We start from the raw sequence: 19,601 nt of genomic DNA, 5'->3' as shown, positions 1-19,601 counted from the left end.
GGGCAAAAAAATGCCCTTAAGCCGTTGCTGTTTGTAACACCTGAGGGTTGGCGTGGAAAAATACTTGCTCAACAACCGGTCCTATCGTTACTTCACCAATTTGTACGTAGCCATGGCGTTTATAAAAAGCTTGGTAACTCGGGTTGCCGCTGTCGAGTACGACGCCTTCGGAATGTTCGTCCTGAGCGCACCAATTATGTACGGCCTCAAGCAGCTGTTCACCATAGGACATTTCTGGAAAATCAGGGTGAATAGCCACTAGCGGCAACATGTGAACGGCGTCGCCTGGCACACACGCTTGGATCGCCTGATGGTATTCAAGATAGCGCCGAGTGCCCCGCAAGCCCGCGGTGAGCAACATGCGCAACTGCCACGCCCAGCTCTCGGTAATGCCCAACCGGCGTTGCGGGGGGGCAATCAACGCCACGGCAACCAGCCGGTCATCGACCAGTAATCCCAACGCAGGCAGGTCCTGGAAAAAATGCTGTTTGACCAACGCCCGAACGGTGGCCCGAACCCGGTGTGCATACCCCCTGCGATGCGACTCAAACACATAACGAAAAGTCGGGTCATGGTGGTAAGCCTGGTACAGCAAAGAGCGCGTTTCTTTTGAATAGCCGCTGTCGAGCACTTGGATCTGGCAGGTGGGCATGTCCACAAATCTCCATGGCACCGCGTGAAGGGCGGCACTTGTATTGAGTACGAGCCTGCAAGGGCCGCAACAGTTCCATTGGGTAGAACACATCCTACGGTAGCAGTGCTTTTGCCCCACTGCACGCTGGCCGCTAAGGCGCTGTACGAAATGTATCTGCGCGCGGTTATGCGGCGTTGAAAACAGGCTCGAAATACTCATTTACAACCCGTAGACTCTGCCTTCTCGCCTGTTTTCGCCTTGCCTAACCTTCGCTCGAAAACATTTCGTACAGCGACTAACATCGCCCTTTTACTCAGGACTGCCCGCCCATGAAAATCGTTTCATTCAACATCAATGGCCTGCGTGCTCGGCCGCATCAGCTGGCAGCGCTGATCGAAAAACACCAGCCCGACGTCATCGGCCTGCAAGAAACTAAAGTCCATGATGATCAGTTCCCTGTCGCAGACATTGAAGCGCTGGGCTATCACGTGCATTTTCATGGGCAAAAGGGCCACTATGGCGTTGCTCTGCTCTCGCGCAAACCGCCGTTGACGTTGCACAAAGGCTTTGCCAGCGATGAAGAAGACGTGCAGCGCCGCTTTATCTGGGGCACGTTTGCTGACGAAAACGACCAGCCAGTAACCATCATGAATGGTTACTTCCCACAGGGCGAAAGCCGCGACCACCCAACCAAGTTTCCAGCCAAGCAGCGCTTTTACAGCGATTTGCAGCAGTTGCTCGAAGGTCAGTTCAGCAACGAACAGCCGCTGGTGGTGATGGGCGACATTAATATCTCCCCGCAAGACCGCGACATCGGCATTGGCCCGGACAACGCCAAGCGTTGGCTGAAAACCGGTAAGTGCAGCTTTCTGCCAGAAGAACGTGAATGGTTGGAGCGCCTCAAGAACTGGGGCCTGGTCGACAGCTACCGCTACCTGCACCCAGAAGTGGCCGACCGCTTCAGTTGGTTCGACTACCGCAGCCGCGGCTTCGAAGATGAACCCAAGCGCGGACTGCGCATCGACGTGATTCTGACGTCTCAAAGCCTGGTGCCACGGATCAAGGCCGCGGGCGTTGACTACGATTTGCGCGCCATGGAAAAACCGTCTGACCATGCGCCTATCTGGTTGGAATTGAGCTGATCTAGCTCGCTTGCGCGTCATTCTATTGAAACGTTTCTAACTTAAATTGCTGGCACTTCTTTGGCTCCAGAAAGGTGCCCGTTAATGCTGCGTTTTAAGTTGCTGATTCTGTTATGTGCAATCACGCATATGGCCTTTGCCGGGCCTGTTGCCGACTTGCGCATTCAGGGTTCTAACACCATCGGCGCCAACCTCGGCCCCGCCCTGGTGGCGGCCATGCTTGCAGAGCAAGGTTTTCACGACATTCACAGCGTGCCGGTCATCCCGCCCAACGAGTACAGCATTGTCGCCACCAAGACCTTGGGCCAGCAGATCCGTGTGGATGTGTCAGCTCACGGTTCAGGCACAGGTTTCAGTGCGCTCAAAGCCGGAAAAGCCGACTTGGTGGCCTCATCACGGCCGATCAAGGACCGCGAACTGGTCGAACTCGAAGCCCTCGGCGACCTGAAAAGTCCTGAAGCCGAACAGGTGATCGCTATCGACGGACTGGCAATTATTGTGCACCCGCAAAACCCGCTGAATCAGCTCAATACCGAGCAATTAGCCAAGGTGTTCAATGGTGAAATCAGCACTTGGGAAGCGCTTGGCGGTGTCGGTGGCACGATTCATTTGTATGCCCGCGATGACCAATCGGGTACTTGGGACACGTTTAAAGAATTGGTACTAAGCCGTGCCGCTCGCCCACTGAGCGCCACGGCGTCGCGTTTTGAGTCCAGCGAGGCGTTATCGGACGCCGTCAGCAAAGACCCGCACGCCATCGGCTTCATCGGCTTGCCGTACATTCGCGCTGCCAAAGCGCTGGCGATTGTCGATGGTGCGTCGCAGCCCATGCTGCCGCTCAACAGTCTGATTGCTAGCGAAGACTACCCATTGTCGCGACGTCTATTTTTTTACTTACCACCTCTCAATCAGAACCCGCTGGCCAAGGCACTGGTGACATTCACTCAAAGTGCCAAAGGTCAGGCCATCGTGGCGCAAAACGGTTTTATCGCGCAAACCGTCCAGGCCAGCCACGTGCAGCCCGGCGCGCACATGCCCGAGGACTATCAGGCACTGACAAAAGAAGCGCAGCGCCTGTCGGTCAATTTTCGCTTCGAAGAAGGCAGTGCCACGCTCGACAACAAGGCACGGCAGGACTTACTGCGCGTGATCCATTATTTAAAGGCGCACAACAAACTAAACAAGGAGGTCACGCTGGTGGGCTTTGGTGATGCAAAGGACGATCCGGAGCGCGCGCAGTTGCTGTCAAAACTCAGGGCAATGACCGTGCGCCGAGAGCTGGTCAAAAGTGGCGTGGTACTGCGTGAAATTCGTGGTTATGGCGCACAAATGCCGGTGGCGACCAACACCGAAGACGAAGGCCGGGTAAAGAATCGCCGGGTTGAGGTGTGGGTGTATTAAGTATTTCCCCGCGATACTTTTAATGATCAAAAGATCGCGGGGCACGCTGGCGCCTACGGGTTCGTCGCGTACTTATCCAGTTCAAACCTGCCGACCGCTGCCCTGTGCACTTCGTCTGGGCCATCAGCCAAGCGCAATGTGCGCTGCATGGCATACATGTACGCCAGCGGAAAATCCCCCGAAACCCCTGCCCCGCCATGAATCTGGATCGCCCGATCAATCACTCTCAACGCGACGTTGGGGGCGATGACTTTGATCTGCGCGATCTCACTTTTCGCGACCTTGTTACCGACCGTGTCCATCATGTAGGCCGCTTTCAAGGTCAACAGTCGCGCCATGTCGATCTCCATCCGCGAGTCGGCGATTTTGTCGATATTGCCCCCCAGTCGCGCCAACGGCTTACCAAACGCTGTGCGCGCCAACGAGCGTTGGCACATCAGTTCCAAGGCGCGTTCGGCCATGCCGATTGAGCGCATGCAGTGGTGAATACGCCCAGGCCCAAGGCGGCCTTGAGCAATCTCAAACCCCCTGCCTTCGCCAAGCAGGACGTTTTCATACGGCACCCGTACATTGTCGAACAGCACTTCAGCGTGCCCATGGGGCGCATCGTCGTAACCAAACACAGGCAGTGCGCGCACGATCTTCACCCCCGGCGTATCGACAGGCACCAAGATCATCGAATGCTGTTGATGGCGCGCGTTGTCTGGGTGACTCAGCCCCATAAAAATCAGGATTTTGCAGCGTGGGTCGCAGGCGCCGGACGTCCACCACTTACGACCATTGATTACCCACTCATCACCGTCGCGCACGGCACGGGCATCCATATTGGTCGCATCCGACGAGGCCACATCTGGCTCGGTCATGGCGAACGCCGAACGAATCTCACCGCGCAATAGCGGCTCAAGCCATTGCTGCTTTTGCTGCGAATTGGCGTAACGCACCAGCACTTCCATGTTGCCGGTATCGGGTGCCGAGCAGTTGAACGGCTCGGACCCCAACATCGAACGGCCCATGATCTCGGCCAAGGGCGCGTATTCCAGGTTGGTCAACCCGGCACCCAGTTCAGACTCGGGCAAAAACAGATTCCACAGGCCTTCAGCCTGGGCCTTGAGTTTCAGCTCTTGCATGATCGCGGTCGGTTGCCAGCGATCACCTTCTGCCACTTGCTGATCGAAAATCGCCTCCGCCGGATACACATAAGCCTCCATAAACGCGGTGATGCGTTCGCGCAGCGCTTGAACTTTCGGGGAGTAGGCGAAATCCATGAGTGGCAACCTTTTAGCGTCAATGTGAGTAGGTGACGGCGTGATGCTAGATCAGCCGCCCATCATTTGCGCTGCCTATTTACGGTGTGTATTACCATTCATAAGCAATATATGATTCGCCCGCTGCCTCACCTCAAACAACAAGAGCTACGCGCCATGAACCTGAATAAGGTCGATCTCAATCTGTTTGTCGTCTTCGACGCCATCTACACCGAAGCCAACCTGACCCGTGCCGGACAGATTATCGGCATCACTCAGCCCGCGGTGTCCAACGCTCTGGCCCGACTGCGTGAAAGCTTCAACGACCCGTTGTTCGTACGCACTGCCCAAGGCATGGTGCCCACTCCCATGGCGCAAAACATCATCAGTCCGGTACGCAGCGCCCTGGCCCTGTTGCGCGTTTCGGTACAAGAAAGTCGCACCTTTAATCCGTTGCAGGCCAACAAGACCTTTCGTATCAGCATGACCGACCTGACCGAAGCGGTGATCTTGCCGCCACTGTTTCAGCGTCTGCGCCGTCAGGCACCCGCGGTGGTGATTGAAAGCTTTTTGTCCCATCGCCGTGAGACCACCAGCGACCTAGCGGCAGGACGTCTGGATTTCGCCGTCGATGCGCCGCTCAATACCGACGCTCAGGTGCGTCACGTCAAATTGATGGAAGACCGTTATGTGTGCGCCATGCGCCAAGGCCATCCCTTGGCCAGCAAGGCCGCGATCAGTCTGGATGAGTATCTGGGGTTGACCCACATTCATATATCAACCCGCCGCAATGGCCTCGGCCAGGTGGATCTGGCGCTGGGCAAAATCGGTTTGCAACGTAAAATCACCCTGCGTTCGCAGCACTATCTAATGGCGTCGAATGTGTTGCATCAAACCGACATGGTGATGACCGTGCCAGAGCGTTTTGCCCATCGCCATCGCCTGCATTTTGTGCCGTTGCCGATCAGTGAGTTGCCGAACGTAGAAACTCATCTGTACTGGCACGAAAGCACCGAACAAGACCCCGCCAACCGCTGGATGCGCGAGCAATTGATCGAGGTATGCCAGCAACAACTGGCGCTGGAAAAAAAGTCCGAGGGGCAACGCTTGCTTGACGTAAACGTCAACCAACCATTAGCTTAACGGCATGATCCTTTAAGAGCGTGCCCATGAGCAGCCAGACGTACAGCATTTCCGATCTTGCCCGTGAACTGGACATCACCACCCGCGCCATCCGCTTTTATGAAGAACAAGGCCTGCTCTCCCCCGAGCGCCGTGGCCAGGAGCGAATATATTCGGCACGGGACAAGGTCAGCCTGAAGCTGATTCTGCGCGGCAAGCGCATTGGTTTTTCGTTGGCCGAGTGCCGCGAACTGATTGAGCTTTACGACCCGAGCAGCGGCAATCAAAAACAGTTGAACAGCATGCTGGGCAAAATAGCCGAACGTCGTCAGCAACTCGAGCAACAGCTTTTGGATATTCAGCAGATGCAACTTGAGCTCGATACCGCCGAAGAGCGCTGTATTCAGGCACTCGAGCAAACCATAAAAAACCAAACTGCCTGAATCCTGTAGGCCAGCTCGCGCCTACAGGGATCATCCACATTGATAGGTGACCCCAATGACACTTCCTGCCCATGTGCGCCTGATTGAAGTCGGCCCGCGCGACGGCCTGCAAAATGAAGCTCAACCCATCAGCGTCGCCGACAAGGTGCAGTTGGTTAACGCCCTGACCGACGCAGGCCTAGGCTATATAGAGGTCGGCAGTTTCGTGTCCCCCAAGTGGGTGCCGCAAATGGCCGGTTCGGCTGATGTCTTCGCCCAGATCCAGCGCAAACCGGGTGTGGTCTATGGTGCGTTGGCGCCGAATATGCGCGGTTTTGAAGACGCAGTCGCAGCCGGGGTAAAAGAGGTCGCCGTTTTCGCCGCCGCGTCTGAGGCGTTTTCGCAGCGCAACATCAACTGCTCGATCAGTGAAAGCCTAGCGCGCTTCGTACCCATCATCGAGTCAGCCCAACAGCACGGCATCAGCGTGCGCGGGTATGTGTCCTGCGTGCTGGGCTGCCCGTATGAAGGCCACGTCTCGGCGCAACAAGTCGCCGCCGTATCAAAAGAGCTGTACGCCATGGGCTGTTACGAAGTGTCCCTGGGGGACACCATCGGCACCGGCACGCCGACAGCCACGCGGGCAATGTTTGAGGCGGTCGGCGCAGTTGTGCCACGGGAAAAGCTCGCCGGGCACTTCCACGACACCTACGGTCAAGCGCTGGTCAACATCTACGCCAGCTTGCTCGAAGGTATAAACGTATTCGACAGCTCGATTGCGGGGTTGGGCGGCTGCCCGTATGCCAAAGGCGCCAGCGGTAACGTGGCCACCGAAGACGTGTTGTACATGCTCAACGGCATGGGCATTGAAACCGGGGTCGACATGGACAAACTGTTACTGGCCGGCGAACACATCTGCAAGGTGCTGGGGCGTGTTACCGGGTCTCGGGTCGCCAAGGCACGTCAGGGTTAAAAAAGTGTGCCGTGGTGTTACCGCACCCTCACACAAACGAGTAACACGGAAACAAACCGGCCCTAACCCAGGCCGGTTTTTTATTGCCTTAAAAACCAAGCCGTTGATTTATAAGGGTTTTAAAAAGTTGGCACGGCTCCTGCTATCTCTATGGCATAACAAGAATAAAAACCGCAGCAACATAATAAAAACAATACGAAACGACTCTGACATAACAAAAACAACACGGCAGAGACGCAGCTAACAGATTTTTTTGGAGAAGGTTTACTTTTCCGAGGAGCTTAAGAGCCACCTCGCAACCGGGCAGAGAACAATAAAACTACCTTCAGGTAGCACCCGCACAGGTTGGATCACAGGTTTGATAGACCGTGATGAAAGTGGATCAGCGCTCAAAAAAATACGTTTGCTCTTGATCCCGAATGGGGATCGCAAAAAAACGCAGCAAAGGGTGAGTTCCAAAAACAACAATAGACCGCCCTTCAATAATAAAAAAAGAGCATACAACACCACATTAAAGGGGAGCCTCGGCTCCCCTTTGTGCTTTCTGGGTTTCACGCTACCGCTGCAGGAGCGAGCGTGTGTTGCGATCTTTTGAATGTACAAAAGATCGCGAGCACGCTCGCTCTAACAGGGAATTAGAGCTTTCCGATCTCCAGAATACTGATTTCACGCATTTTGAATTTTTGGATCTTGCCGGTCACCGTCATCGGAAATGCATCCACAAACTTGAAGTGACGCGGCGTTTTGAAATGAGCGATGCGCGACTTGCACCAGGTTTGTAACTCAAGCTCATTAGCGGTGTGGCCAGGATGAAATTTGATCCAGGCCACAATTTCTTCGCCATATTTTTCGTCGGGGATCCCCACGATCTGCACATCGGCCACCGCCGGATGGGTAAAAAAGAACTCCTCTAGCTCACGCGGATAAATGTTCTCGCCGCCACGAATGATCATGTCCTTGTTGCGCCCGACGATGCGTACATACCCCTGTTCATTCATCTCGGCCAAGTCCCCCGTATGCATCCAGCCTTCACTGTCGATAGCTTCGCGGGTCGCCTGTGGGTTGTTCCAGTAGCCAAGCATCACGCTGTAGCCACGGGTGCACAGTTCACCTATCTCACCCCGCGCAACGATGTTGCCTTCAGCGTCGATCAGCTTGTTCTCTAGCTGTGGCTGAGTACGCCCTACAGTCGTTACGCGTAATTCCAGATCATCATCCGGAGCGGTCTGCATTGAAACCGGGCTGGTTTCGGTCATGCCATAGGCAATTTGGACCTCCCCCATGTGCATCTCGCTGATGACGCGGCGCATCACTTCTATCGGGCACGTTGCGCCGGCCATGATCCCGGTCCGCAGACTCGATAAGTCAAAGCTTGCACGCTGTGGGTGGTCGAGCATGGCGATAAACATGGTAGGCACGCCGTAAAGCCCCGTCGCCCGCTCTTCAGCGACCGCTTGCAGGGTTAGGCCTGGGTCAAAGGCTTCACTGGGGTAAATCATCGTAGTGCCATGGGTCACGCAACCCAGGTTACCCATCACCATGCCAAAGCAGTGATACAGCGGCACTGGAATGACCAGCCGATCCTTGGCCGTTAGGCCCAAGCTTTCGCCGACCATATAGCCATTGTTGAGAATGTTGCGATGGCTGAGGGTTGCGCCCTTGGGAAAGCCCGTGGTGCCAGAGGTGTATTGAATATTCACCGGCTGGTCAACATTAAGGCTGGCGTGTCGTGCGTCGAGTTGTTGAGGTTCAACCGCATTGCCCAATGCCGTCAGTTGCGACCATGGCAAGAAGCCTGCGGGCGGCTGCGCATCCAGGCTGATAACCCCGCGCAAGGCGTCAAAACGCTCACTCCTCAGTTGCCCTACCGGCTGCTCGGCCAGCTCCGGAATCAGCTCCTGAAGCGTGGCGTGATAGTTCGAAGTTTTGAACATACTCGCGCTCACCAGCCACTGACACGCGGACTGTTTAAGTACGTACTCAAGTTCGGACAAACGGTAAGCAGGGTTGATATTGACCAAGATCACGCCAATTTTCGCGCTGGCAAACTGACAGATAAACCACTCGGCACAGTTAGGCGCCCAAACCCCCAGCCGGTCACCCGTTTGCAACCCCAGCGCCAACAACGCCTTGGCGTGCAAGTCGACCTCTTGGGCCAATTGCGCCCAGGTGTAACGTTGTTGTTGATGACGCACCACCAGCGCTTCGCCCTCGGGGTAACGCGCAGCGGTTTGATCAAAAGCCTGACCGATGGTCATCGCCAGTAGCGGCTTGTCTAGCGCGCCTTGGCTGTAACTGGGGACGGAATGCGGCTTCATGACAACTCCTCTTGTGATTGTTTTGGGAGCATGAGGAATGCGCGCAACTGCGCCCCTCACTTTGAAGAACGCAATTACTCTGAACCAAGTTGACGTTAACGTAAAGGTCATTGACAGCTTTCTCGACCAAGTTTACGTTAACGTAAAGCTTACCCATGGCGATGCAGTCCGGGTCTGTACAAAATGTTTTCGAGCGAAGGTGAGGCGGGCCTGTTTTCAACGCCGCATAACCGAGCGCAGATACATTTCGTAGAGCGCCTAACGCCTCCTATAAGAACAACGACCAAAGGTGCCCCATGAGCTACCCGACTTTGAACTTCGCCTTGGGCGAAACCATCGACATGCTGCGCGATCAGGTGCAAGCCTTCGTCGACGCTGAACTTGCGCCACGCGCAGCGCAAATCGACAAAGACAACCTCTTCCCGGCCGACATGTGGCGCAAGTTCGGTGACATGGGACTGCTCGGCATTACCGTTCCAGAAGAATACGGCGGCACCGGCCTGAGCTACCTGGCCCACGTGGTGGCAATGGAAGAAATCAGTCGCGGCTCGGCCTCCGTCGCGCTGTCGTATGGCGCGCACTCCAACTTGTGCGTTAACCAGATCAACCGCAACGGTAGCCACGCGCAAAAACTCAAATACTTGCCCAAGCTGATCAGCGGCGAACACGTTGGCGCCTTGGCCATGAGCGAACCGAACGCAGGTTCGGATGTGGTCTCAATGAAGCTGCGCGCCGACAAGCGCGGTGACCACTTTGTGCTGAACGGCAGTAAAACCTGGATCACCAACGGCCCTGACGCCAGCACCTATGTGATCTACGCCAAGACCGATCTGGAAAAAGGCGCACACGGCATCAGCGCATTTATTGTTGAGCGAGACTGGAAAGGTTTCAGCCGCAGCACTCACTTCGACAAGCTCGGCATGCGCGGCTCAAACACCTGCGAACTGTTCTTCGACGACGTTGAAGTACCGCAAGAAAACCTGCTGGGCACGCTGAACGCGGGCGTGAAAGTCTTGATGAGTGGCCTCGACTACGAGCGCGTGGTGCTCTCGGGCGGTCCGACTGGGATCATGCAAGCGTGTATGGACCTGGTGGTGCCGTATATCCATGACCGCAAACAGTTCGGCCAAAGCATCGGCGAGTTTCAGTTGATTCAGGGCAAAGTCGCGGACATGTACACCCAACTCAACGCCAGCCGTGCCTACCTTTACGCCGTAGCGGCCGCCTGCGAGCGCGGCGAAACCACCCGTAAAGACGCTGCCGGGGTGATTTTGTACAGCGCCGAACGTGCAACGCAAATGGCCCTCGACGCCATCCAGATTCTGGGCGGTAACGGTTACATCAATGAGTTTCCTGCCGGGCGCCTGCTGCGTGACGCCAAGCTGTATGAAATCGGCGCGGGCACCAGCGAAATCCGCCGCATGTTGATCGGTCGCGAACTGTTTAACGAAACGAAATGAATTTCGTCCGCGGTAAGTTGCAAGCTTCAAGCTGTAAGTAACAATAAGAGCCTCTGTGCATATCGCTCTTCACGTGTTGCTTGAGACTTGGCGCTTGCAGCTTGTCTTACAAAACTTTTTGGAACAAACCCATGATTTTGAAGACGACCATCAACCCGCGCTCGGCGGAGTTCGCCAGCAACCGCGACGCCATGCTCAAACAAGTCGATGCTCTGCGCACCTTGCTTGAGCACGTGCAGCAAGGCGGCGGTGCCAAAGCACAGGAACGCCACACGTCGCGCGGCAAGTTGCTGCCCCGCGAACGGATTGACCGACTGCTCGACAGCGGCTCGCCATTTCTGGAGCTCAGTCAGTTGGCCGCTCATGGTGTGTACGGCGAAGACGTTCCGGCAGCCGGAATCATCGCCGGCATTGGCCGAGTGGAAGGCGTGGAATGCATGATTGTGGCCAACGACGCCACCGTCAAAGGCGGCTCTTACTACCCGTTGACCGTCAAAAAACACCTGCGAGCACAGACAATTGCCGAGCAAAACCGCTTACCGTGCATTTATCTAGTGGATTCGGGCGGCGCCAACCTGCCGCGTCAGGATGAAGTGTTTCCGGACCGCGAACACTTCGGTCGGATCTTCTTCAACCAGGCCAACATGAGCGCTGTCGGGATTCCACAAATTGCCGTGGTAATGGGCTCTTGCACCGCGGGCGGTGCCTATGTGCCAGCCATGGCCGACGAAGCGATCATGGTGCGTCAGCAAGCCACGATTTTCCTGGCCGGGCCGCCGCTGGTAAAAGCCGCCACCGGTGAAGTGGTCAGCGCCGAGGACCTGGGCGGTGCCGATGTGCACTGCAAGATCTCCGGGGTCGCCGACCATTACGCTGACAGTGACGAGCATGCCTTGGCGCTGGCCCGGCGCAGCGTGGCCAACCTCAACTGGCGCAAGCTGGGTCAATTGCAATGCCGTACGCCAATGGCCCCGCTGTACGCCAATGACGAGTTGTACGGCATCGTCCCGGCTGACGCCAAACAGCCATTCGATGCACGAGAAGTCATCGCGAGGCTGGTCGACGGTTCGGTATTCGATGAGTTCAAAGCCTTGTTCGGCACCACGCTGGTGTGTGGCTTTGCACATTTGCAGGGCTACCCGGTGGCGATTCTAGCCAACAACGGCATTTTGTTTGCCGAAGCGGCACAAAAAGGCGCGCACTTTATTGAACTGGCCTGCCAACGTGGCATTCCTCTGGTGTTTTTGCAGAACATCACCGGTTTTATGGTCGGGCAAAAATACGAAGCGGGCGGCATCGCCAAACATGGCGCCAAGCTGGTGACCGCAGTGGCGTGCGCCAAGGTGCCTAAATTCACCGTGATCATCGGCGGCAGCTTTGGCGCAGGCAATTACGGCATGTGTGGCCGCGCCTACGACCCGCGATTTCTTTGGATGTGGCCAAACGCCCGAATCGGCGTGATGGGTGCCGAGCAGGCAGCCGGGGTGCTGGTGCAGGTCAAGCGCGAGCAGGCTGAGCGTAACGGCTTGGTGTTCAGCCAAGAAGAAGAGGCGCAAATCAAGCAACCGATCCTCGATCAATACGAGCATCAGGGCCACCCCTACTACTCCAGCGCACGCTTGTGGGATGACGGCGTGATTGATCCAGCACAAACCCGCGAGGTCTTGGCGCTGGGTTTGTCGGCGGCATTGAACGCGCCCATCGAAGCCACGCGCTTTGGCGTGTTTCGCATGTAACCGCGCTTTTGTAGCCACTGCCGAAGGCTGCGAAACGGGCTGCGGTGGCCGCTACAAAGCTTCTACGCGTACAGCCATTAAGGACTGACGGACATGAACGATTTCAACACCCTCGAACTGCATACCGATCCCCGGGGTTTTGCCACCTTGTGGTTGAGTCGCGAGCAAAAAAACAATGCGTTCAACGCCGAGATGATCCGCGAACTGATCCTCGCGTTGGATGCAGTGCAGTGCAATAGCAACCTGCGGTTTCTGCTGCTGCGCGGACGCGGCAAGCATTTCAGCGCCGGTGCCGACCTGGCCTGGATGCAACAGTCGGCCGAACTCGACTACAACACCAATCTGGATGACGCACGGCATTTGGCCGATCTGATGTACAACTTGGCCAAGCTTAAAATCCCAACCTTGGCCGTGGTACAAGGCGCCGCCTACGGTGGAGCATTGGGCCTGATCAGCGCTTGCGACATGGCGATTGGCGCGGACGATGCTCAGTTCTGTTTGTCTGAAGTACGCATTGGCCTAGCCCCCGCCGTGATCAGCCCCTTTGTGGTGCAGGCCATTGGCGAACGTGCCGCCCGACGTTTTGCGCTGACCGCCGAACGTTTTAGCGGTAAACGTGCCCGTGAATTAGGGCTGCTTTCAGAGTGCTATCCCCTCGCCGAGCTTGAGCAGCAGATCGCCCACTGGGTCGACAACCTATTGCTCAACAGCCCACTGGCCATGCGCGCCTGCAAGGACTTGCTGCGCGAAGTCAGCCACGGCGCGCCGACCCCGGCCATTCGCCGCTATTGCGAAAATGCCATCGCCCGGATTCGGGTCAGCGCCGAAGGCCAAGAAGGCTTGCGCGCCTTTCTGCAAAAACGAGCCCCGTGCTGGCAAACAGAAACGTCGACTCAGGAGCCGCGCTCATGAACGCCCCTCTCATTACATCTGTATTGGTGGCCAATCGCGGTGAAATTGCCTGCCGAGTAATGCGTACCGCAAAGGCTCTGGGCCTCACCACCGTTGCCGTGCACAGCAGCACTGACCGCGATGCACGGCATTGCCGCGAAGCTGATATCTGTGTCGATTTGGGAGGCAGCAAAGCCGCCGACAGTTACCTGAAGACCGACAAGATTATCGCTGCCGCCCACGCCAGCGGCGCGCAGGCAATACATCCGGGTTATGGCTTTTTGTCAGAAAATGCAGGCTTTGCGCGAGCCATTGAAGCCGCCGGGCTGATTTTTCTGGGGCCGCCCGCCTCGGCCATCGATGCCATGGGCAGCAAGTCCGCCGCTAAAGCCTTAATGGAAACCGCGGGCGTGCCGCTGGTGCCGGGCTACCACGGCGAAGCGCAAGATGTCGAAACCTTCCGTGTCGCTGCTGAGCGTATCGGCTACCCGGTGTTGCTCAAAGCCACAGCGGGCGGCGGCGGCAAGGGCATGAAAGTGGTCGAGGATGTCAGCCAATTGGCCGAAGCTCTGGCGTCGGCTCAGCGTGAGGCGCTTTCGTCGTTTGGCGATGCGCGCATGCTGGTTGAAAAATACGTACTCAAGCCTCGGCATGTCGAAATCCAAGTGTTTGCCGACCAACACGGCAACTGCCTATACCTCAATGAACGCGATTGCTCGATTCAGCGTCGACATCAGAAGGTCGTTGAAGAAGCACCCGCGCCCGGCCTGAGCGCGGAGCAACGCCGCGCGATGGGCGAGTCAGCCGTACGCGCTGCACAGGCCATTGGCTATGTCGGGGCGGGCACCGTGGAGTTCTTGCTCGATGCGCGGGGCGAATTCTTCTTTATGGAGATGAACACCCGTCTGCAAGTTGAACACCCGGTGACCGAAGCCATCACTGGACTGGACTTGGTGGATTGGCAAATCCGAGTGGCACGTGGCGAAGCCTTGCCGATCACCCAAGCGCAAGTGCCGTTGCGCGGCCATGCGATTGAAGTGCGCCTGTACGCCGAAGACCCGAGCAACGATTTTCTACCCCAAACCGGGCGGCTCGAGGTGTACCGCGAGTCAGCGCCGGGGCCGGGGCGCCGGGTGGACAGCGGTGTGAGTGAAGGCGATGAGGTGTCACCGTTTTACGACCCGATGCTGGGCAAGCTGATTGCCTGGGGAGAAGACCGCGAACAAGCCCGCATAAGGTTGCTGGCCATGCTTGATGAATTCGCAATTGGCGGCTTGAAAACCAATCTGAGCTTTCTGCGGCGAATTATCGGACATCCGGCCTTCGCATCAGCCGAACTGGATACTGGATTCATCCCACGCTATCAGGCGCAATTACTACCACCCGCTCAGCCATTGCCAAGTGCATTTTGGGATGCAGCCGCTCAAGCGTTCCGCCAAAGCCTGACACCGAAGCAACGCATCGACGACCCGACATCGCCGTGGGCAACACCCTCGGGTTTTCGCAGTGGCTTACCGGCCAAGACACTGGTCGTCTTGAACGCTAACGACGTGCAGCATGTAGTCAGTCTTGGCGCGACAGGGGCGACCTTGCACAACGAACAATTGGTCATTGAAGACCACGGCGTTCGGCGTCAGCATTTGGCCATTCGTCGCGCCGACACCCTGTACCTGCGCTGGGATGGCGACATGCACAGCGTGAGCCTCCACGACCCGATTGCCGCCGTTGGCGCCAGCCACGGGCAGCAAGGCGGCTTGACCGCGCCAATGAATGGCAGTGTTGTGCGGGTGCTGGTGACGGTCGGCCAGGCAGTCGAAGCCGGTGCTCAGTTGGTGGTGCTCGAAGCCATGAAGATGGAACACAGCCTGCGGGCGCCGCATGCCGGAGTGGTCAAGGCCTTGTTCTGCGAAGAAGGTGAAATGGTCAGTGAGGGGAGTGCCCTGATCGAAATGGAATAAAAAAACGGGTACCGATATCGGTACCCGCCTTTAGAGGGCTGTGTGCGGCGTTGAACTCAAAACTTTGTCGTGGCCTGCACAACCACACCAATAACCGAGCAGCGCTCATCAAACAGAATTTTCGGATAAGTCGGGTTCAATGGCTTGAGGTAAAGCTGCCCGCTCTCTTCACTCAACTGCCTGAAAGTCGCCTCGACAGATTCCGGCGTACGGGCAATCACCATTTTGCCCGGCTCGGCTTCAATGTCCGGGTCTACCAGAATCATCATCCCTTGCGGAACGCTGGCGCCCACCGGCGCAGTCATTGCATCGCCCGTCACTTGCAACCAGAACGCTGCACCCTTGGCGTAATGGTCACTGACCTCAAATACGGTGCCGGACTCATAGCCTGCGAGCATTTTCTCGTTAATCTGGCCCGCCCCCGCCCAGTCACTGACCGGATAGCGGAAGGCTGACGTGATGTCGTATGCACTGCCGTCAATGTGAGGGTCATTCGCCGCGGCATTGCGCTCGCGAATCACCAAGGCAACTTCCAAGTGCTCCAGCCCCAAGGCATGCAGCACCTTATTCATTGTTGGCAAGTCAGGTTGGCGGCGTTTATTGAGCCAATGCCCAACTCCGCCCTGGGAAGCCCCAACGCGCTCGGCGAGTTTTTCCTGGGTGAGTTTTAGCTCACGCAATTTGGTTCTGACTAAAGCGATCCATTTATCCATCTGCGGAACAATACGGAATGAAATCGAGGCAACAATACACATTCCGTATTATTTATATCCAAGCTATAAATACCTATTGTACTAACCTTAGTGCAGCAGTTCCGACTAATCTCAGAAACGCAGGTAAATCATGACGCCTATAACAAAAATCCCTCTCAATCCCGACCTCGACATTGAACTCGAAGCCCTGAAAGACAACGCCGCAACCCAGCGCGCACTTGACTATTATTTGAAACCAGCTGTTTCCCAGCCTTCTCGAGAGAAAAAATTGTTCTTGGTGAGTGATGACCTGAGTGAAGAAGAAGCGTTGGTCAATGCATCCGATTACCTACGATGCGGCTTGTCCATGACGCAAAATGCAGCCGAAAACCATCAGGGTCAGCATCGAGATCAGTTTTTGGCCGTGGCGTTCTTTATCGAATCCGCTAAGCAGCTGCTGGACAAGGCGCTAGACATGCAGCAATTGCCTGCACGCAAAGATGCCATCAAGCGTAATTGAGCGCGTGATGACGCAAGAGCAGAACCAGCGTGCTAGAGCGATCGCGGGAGAAATGGAAAATAAATTTCCAAAAAAGAGGAAAAACATTTGACTTGCAAATGAGAATGATTAGTATTGCATGCAGCTGGTCGCGAGATCAGCCGATAACTCAAAGGACCTTAGGTCGGTCTTTCGAATTATCTCCTCATCAGGCTAATCACGGTTATTTGACCCGGCTTATAGCCGGGTCTTTTTTTTGTGGCCAGTTATCTGGCTCAGCGTGCTTCAGGCTAATGAAGTCTGGTGTGCGGCCGGTTTTTTTCGGTGACCGCTACGATGCTGGCGATGATAGCAAAAGAACATCGGCAAACGGAAGCCTGAAGCCCAAGACTATAGGCGTAATGGCAATTTAGCACTTGAGAATCACTCTCAAAAACGCTATTCTCGCCAAGCGTCAAGGACGACGCCCCCCGCGTTATCACCTCCTTATTTCCCCAGCATTTCCTCCAAAATTCCGTATTGGCGCGTCGCAATTGCGATGTAAAGTAGCGGCCACAATTATCTGATTCCAGGATTTGGACGATGACCGTGGCGCCCTCCGCACTTCATATCAGCAGCGACTTTGACAGTGGCAACATTCAAGTACTGGATGCCAGCAATCCGCTGCATGTGCGCTTGGCAATCAAACCAGACACCAAGAGCCCACATTTTCAGTGGTTCCACTTCAAGGTAGATGGCTTGAACCTTGGCCAGACGCACCGCTTTGAATTGGGCAACGCCAGCCAGTCTTCCTACAACAAAGCCTGGGATGGCTATCAGGCTGTTGCGTCTTACGATCACGAAAACTGGTTTCGCGTGCCGACGCAATTCGACGGCGCCTCGCTGACCTTCACCCTAGACGCCGAGCAACCGCACGTCTGGTTTGCTTACTTCGAACCTTACAGTCGCGAGCGCCATGAGCAACTGATCAAGAACGCACTTCAGTGGTCGGGCTGCGAAGTGCTGGCTGTCGGTAAAAGCGCAGAGGGCCGCGACATCCCGTTGCTGCGCAAAGGCAGCGGCGCTAGTCGCAAACACAAGATCTGGATCATTGCTCAACAGCACCCTGGCGAGCACATGGCCGAATGGTTCATGCAAGGCGTCCTTGAGCGTCTGGAGCAAGGCAGCGACCCGCACCTGCGTAAGTTGCTCGACTATGCCGACCTGTACCTGATCCCTAACATGAACCCGGATGGCGCATATCACGGGCATTTACGCACCAACGCCAACGGTCAGGATTTGAACCGTGCTTGGCAAAACACTGACCCACAGGTCAGCCCCGAGGTGTTCTTCGCCCTGGAGCAGATGCACACCTATGGCGTCGACCTGTTTCTGGATATTCACGGCGACGAAGAAATCCCCTATGTGTTCACCGCCGGCTGTGAAGGCAACCCCGGCTACACCGAACGTCTGGCCGCACTTGAAGAGCGCTTTCGCAGCCACCTCAGCAACCTGACCCGCGACTTCCAGACCGAGCATGGCTACACCCGTGACGAGCCCGGTCAAGCCAACATGACCTTGGCCTGCAACAGCGTCGGCCAACGTTTTGACTGCCTGTCACTGACCCTTGAGATGCCCTTCAAGGACAACAACGATGCACCTGATGCGATCACCGGCTGGTCAGGAAAACGCTCAATGCAGTTGGGTAAAGATGTGCTGAGCACCCTGTCGCACATGGTGCGCGAGCTGCGTTGACACACATTCAACTGTGCACTTTCTACTACGGATACGAGTACTCAAAGCCTGCTTATGGATACCTTCGCTAAACTGCGCGCCGGCCAATTGGTCGGCCACAAACGTCTGGATCTGTCGTGCGGGCTGACTGAATTCCCACAAGAGATTTTCCAACTGGCTGACACCCTGGAAATCCTCAACCTGAGCGGTAACGCTCTCAGCCGTCTGCCCGACGATCTGCATCGACTGACGCATTTGCGCATTCTGTTTTGCTCGGATAATCAGTTCACCGAGCTGCCCACGTGTTTGGGGCAGTGCGCAAATTTGAGCATGATCGGCTTCAAGGCCAATCAGATCGAGCGCGTGCCAGCCGCCGCGCTGCCTCCGGTATTGCGCTGGTTGATCCTGACCGACAACTGCATCCAGCACCTGCCCGAAGAACTCGGCCAGCGCCCGCTGCTGCAAAAACTGATGCTCGCTGGCAACCGTCTGCAACAGTTGCCTGCGAGCTTGGCCAACTGTGAGCGACTGGAGCTGATCCGGCTGGCCGCCAATCAGTTCACCGAACTGCCTGAGGTCGTGCTGGCGCTGCCAGGGCTGAGCTGGCTGGCTTACGCTGGGAATCCGCTACGTGAAGACGCCAGCACCCTGCGCGAAGCCGACAACACGCCTGACATCGACTGGTCACAACTTACGCTGGAGCAAAAACTGGGTGAAGGTGCTTCAGGCATTATTCATCAAGCTCAGTGGAAGGCTTGCGGCCAACCTGCCCGAGCCGTGGCGGTCAAACTGTACAAAGGCGATATCACCAGCGATGGTTCGCCGCTCAATGAGATGAACGCCTGCATCGCGGCTGGCCAGCATCCAAACCTGATCAATGTGCTAGGCCGTGTGGCGGGCCATCCCGAACAACAAGCCGGGCTGGTCATGGCGTTGATCGACCCCTCGTTCATGAACCTTGCCGCCCTGCCCAGCTTCGCCACCTGCAGCCGTGATGTGTATACCGAAAGCACGCGTTTCACTCGCGACAGCGCCTTGCGCATCGCTCGCGGCATTGCCTCGGCGGCGGGCCACTTGCATGCGCAAGGCATCTGCCATGGAGACTTGTACGGGCACAATATTTTGTTCAACGCCGAAGGTGACTGCCTGCTCGGTGACTTTGGCGCGGCGTGCTTCCACGCCCTCGACGACAGCCCGCAGAGTCGAGCGCTACAGCGTATCGAAGTGCGTGCATTCGGGATTTTGCTGGGGGAATTGCTGGAGCGAATCGACTCAGGCTTGAGTGATCAACAAAGGGCTTCATGGGAGGACTTGCAGCAGCGTTGCACTCAACCCGACGTATTGGCGCGGCCGGATTTTGCGCAGATAACCCAGATTTTGGGATAAACCCACGATC

The 19,601-nt window shown here is 56.4% G+C and carries 16 protein-coding genes; 12 read left to right on the top strand and 4 right to left on the bottom strand.

Translation table 11 applies throughout. The features are described from left to right. Positions 1 to 16: 16 nt before the first annotated feature. Positions 17 to 652 carry a GNAT family N-acetyltransferase gene (locus tag B347_RS0102215; protein WP_019408079.1) on the bottom strand — a complete coding sequence of 212 codons (636 nt, stop codon included), beginning with the start codon at positions 650 to 652 and terminating at the stop codon, positions 17 to 19. A gap of 311 nt (positions 653 to 963) precedes the next feature. On the opposite strand from B347_RS0102215, the gene xthA reads away from it, so the two are divergent. Beyond that, positions 964 to 1,776, top strand: coding sequence for an exodeoxyribonuclease III (gene xthA / locus B347_RS0102210; RefSeq protein WP_019408078.1), 813 nt, complete (start codon positions 964 to 966; stop codon positions 1,774 to 1,776). A gap of 84 nt (positions 1,777 to 1,860) precedes the next feature. Further along, positions 1,861 to 3,177, top strand: a complete 1,317-nt coding sequence (locus tag B347_RS0102205) for a substrate-binding domain-containing protein (protein ID WP_019408077.1) — start codon at positions 1,861 to 1,863, stop codon at positions 3,175 to 3,177. A gap of 53 nt (positions 3,178 to 3,230) precedes the next feature. Here B347_RS0102205 and B347_RS0102200 read toward each other — a convergent pair whose 3' ends face one another. Next, positions 3,231 to 4,442: an acyl-CoA dehydrogenase gene (locus tag B347_RS0102200; protein WP_019408076.1), complete on the bottom strand. Its 1,212-nt coding sequence runs from the start codon at positions 4,440 to 4,442 to the stop codon at positions 3,231 to 3,233. A 156-nt stretch (positions 4,443 to 4,598) separates the two neighbouring features. On the opposite strand from B347_RS0102200, the gene B347_RS0102195 reads away from it, so the two are divergent. From B347_RS0102195 to B347_RS0102185, 3 genes are read left to right on the top strand one after another with little or no spacing between them, the layout of a single operon-like run. Beyond that, the gene (locus tag B347_RS0102195) at positions 4,599 to 5,564 is read left to right on the top strand and encodes a LysR family transcriptional regulator (RefSeq protein ID WP_026013939.1); all 966 of its coding nucleotides are present in this window, start codon (positions 4,599 to 4,601) and stop codon (positions 5,562 to 5,564) included. A 26-nt stretch (positions 5,565 to 5,590) separates the two neighbouring features. Next, entirely contained in the window at positions 5,591 to 5,986 is a 396-nt protein-coding gene (locus B347_RS0102190; RefSeq protein WP_019408074.1) for a MerR family transcriptional regulator, read from the top strand. A gap of 55 nt (positions 5,987 to 6,041) precedes the next feature. Further along, positions 6,042 to 6,938: a hydroxymethylglutaryl-CoA lyase gene (locus tag B347_RS0102185; protein WP_019408073.1), complete on the top strand. Its 897-nt coding sequence runs from the start codon at positions 6,042 to 6,044 to the stop codon at positions 6,936 to 6,938. Positions 6,939 to 7,573: 635 nt separating this feature from the next. On the opposite strand, the gene B347_RS0102180 is transcribed toward B347_RS0102185, so the two are convergent. Beyond that, on the bottom strand, positions 7,574 to 9,256 hold the full coding sequence (locus B347_RS0102180) for an AMP-binding protein (protein WP_019408072.1): 1,683 nt from the start codon (positions 9,254 to 9,256) through the stop codon (positions 7,574 to 7,576). 296 nt (positions 9,257 to 9,552) lie between these two features. Between B347_RS0102180 and B347_RS0102175 the strand changes: the two genes are divergently transcribed. From B347_RS0102175 to B347_RS0102160, 4 genes are all read left to right on the top strand, one after another. Beyond that, complete coding sequence (locus B347_RS0102175; protein WP_019408071.1) at positions 9,553 to 10,716, top strand: isovaleryl-CoA dehydrogenase; 1,164 nt, start codon at positions 9,553 to 9,555, stop codon at positions 10,714 to 10,716. A gap of 131 nt (positions 10,717 to 10,847) precedes the next feature. Next, positions 10,848 to 12,452, top strand: coding sequence for a carboxyl transferase domain-containing protein (locus B347_RS0102170; RefSeq protein ID WP_019408070.1), 1,605 nt, complete (start codon positions 10,848 to 10,850; stop codon positions 12,450 to 12,452). 93 nt (positions 12,453 to 12,545) lie between these two features. Further along, on the top strand, positions 12,546 to 13,364 hold the full coding sequence (locus B347_RS0102165) for a gamma-carboxygeranoyl-CoA hydratase (RefSeq protein WP_019408069.1): 819 nt from the start codon (positions 12,546 to 12,548) through the stop codon (positions 13,362 to 13,364). After that, positions 13,361 to 15,301: an acetyl/propionyl/methylcrotonyl-CoA carboxylase subunit alpha gene (locus B347_RS0102160; protein ID WP_019408068.1), complete on the top strand. Its 1,941-nt coding sequence runs from the start codon at positions 13,361 to 13,363 to the stop codon at positions 15,299 to 15,301. The genes B347_RS0102165 and B347_RS0102160 overlap by 4 nt, the downstream gene beginning before the upstream one ends. Positions 15,302 to 15,357: 56 nt before the next feature. Here B347_RS0102160 and B347_RS0102155 read toward each other — a convergent pair whose 3' ends face one another. After that, on the bottom strand, positions 15,358 to 16,014 hold the full coding sequence (locus B347_RS0102155) for a LexA family protein (RefSeq protein WP_026013938.1): 657 nt from the start codon (positions 16,012 to 16,014) through the stop codon (positions 15,358 to 15,360). Positions 16,015 to 16,144: 130 nt separating this feature from the next. Here B347_RS0102155 and B347_RS0102150 point away from each other — a divergent pair, with 130 nt between their 5' ends. The 3 genes from B347_RS0102150 to B347_RS0102135 all read left to right on the top strand — a co-directional run bounded on the left by B347_RS0102150 (position 16,145) and on the right by B347_RS0102135 (position 19,591). After that, positions 16,145 to 16,513: a DUF6124 family protein gene (locus B347_RS0102150; RefSeq protein ID WP_019408067.1), complete on the top strand. Its 369-nt coding sequence runs from the start codon at positions 16,145 to 16,147 to the stop codon at positions 16,511 to 16,513. A gap of 561 nt (positions 16,514 to 17,074) precedes the next feature. Then, a complete protein-coding gene (locus B347_RS0102140; protein WP_019408066.1) occupies positions 17,075 to 18,226 on the top strand; it encodes a M14 family metallopeptidase in 1,152 nt (383 codons plus the stop codon). Positions 18,227 to 18,280: 54 nt separating this feature from the next. Continuing rightward, the gene (locus B347_RS0102135; RefSeq protein ID WP_019408065.1) at positions 18,281 to 19,591 is read left to right on the top strand and encodes a protein kinase; all 1,311 of its coding nucleotides are present in this window, start codon (positions 18,281 to 18,283) and stop codon (positions 19,589 to 19,591) included. Positions 19,592 to 19,601 lie beyond the last annotated feature (10 nt).

This window comes from Pseudomonas psychrophila HA-4, assembly GCF_000282975.1.
GTDB lineage: Bacteria > Pseudomonadota > Gammaproteobacteria > Pseudomonadales > Pseudomonadaceae > Aquipseudomonas > Aquipseudomonas psychrophila_A.
Note: the sequence above shows the minus strand (reverse complement) of the source record. Positions and strands in the feature narration are given on the sequence as shown.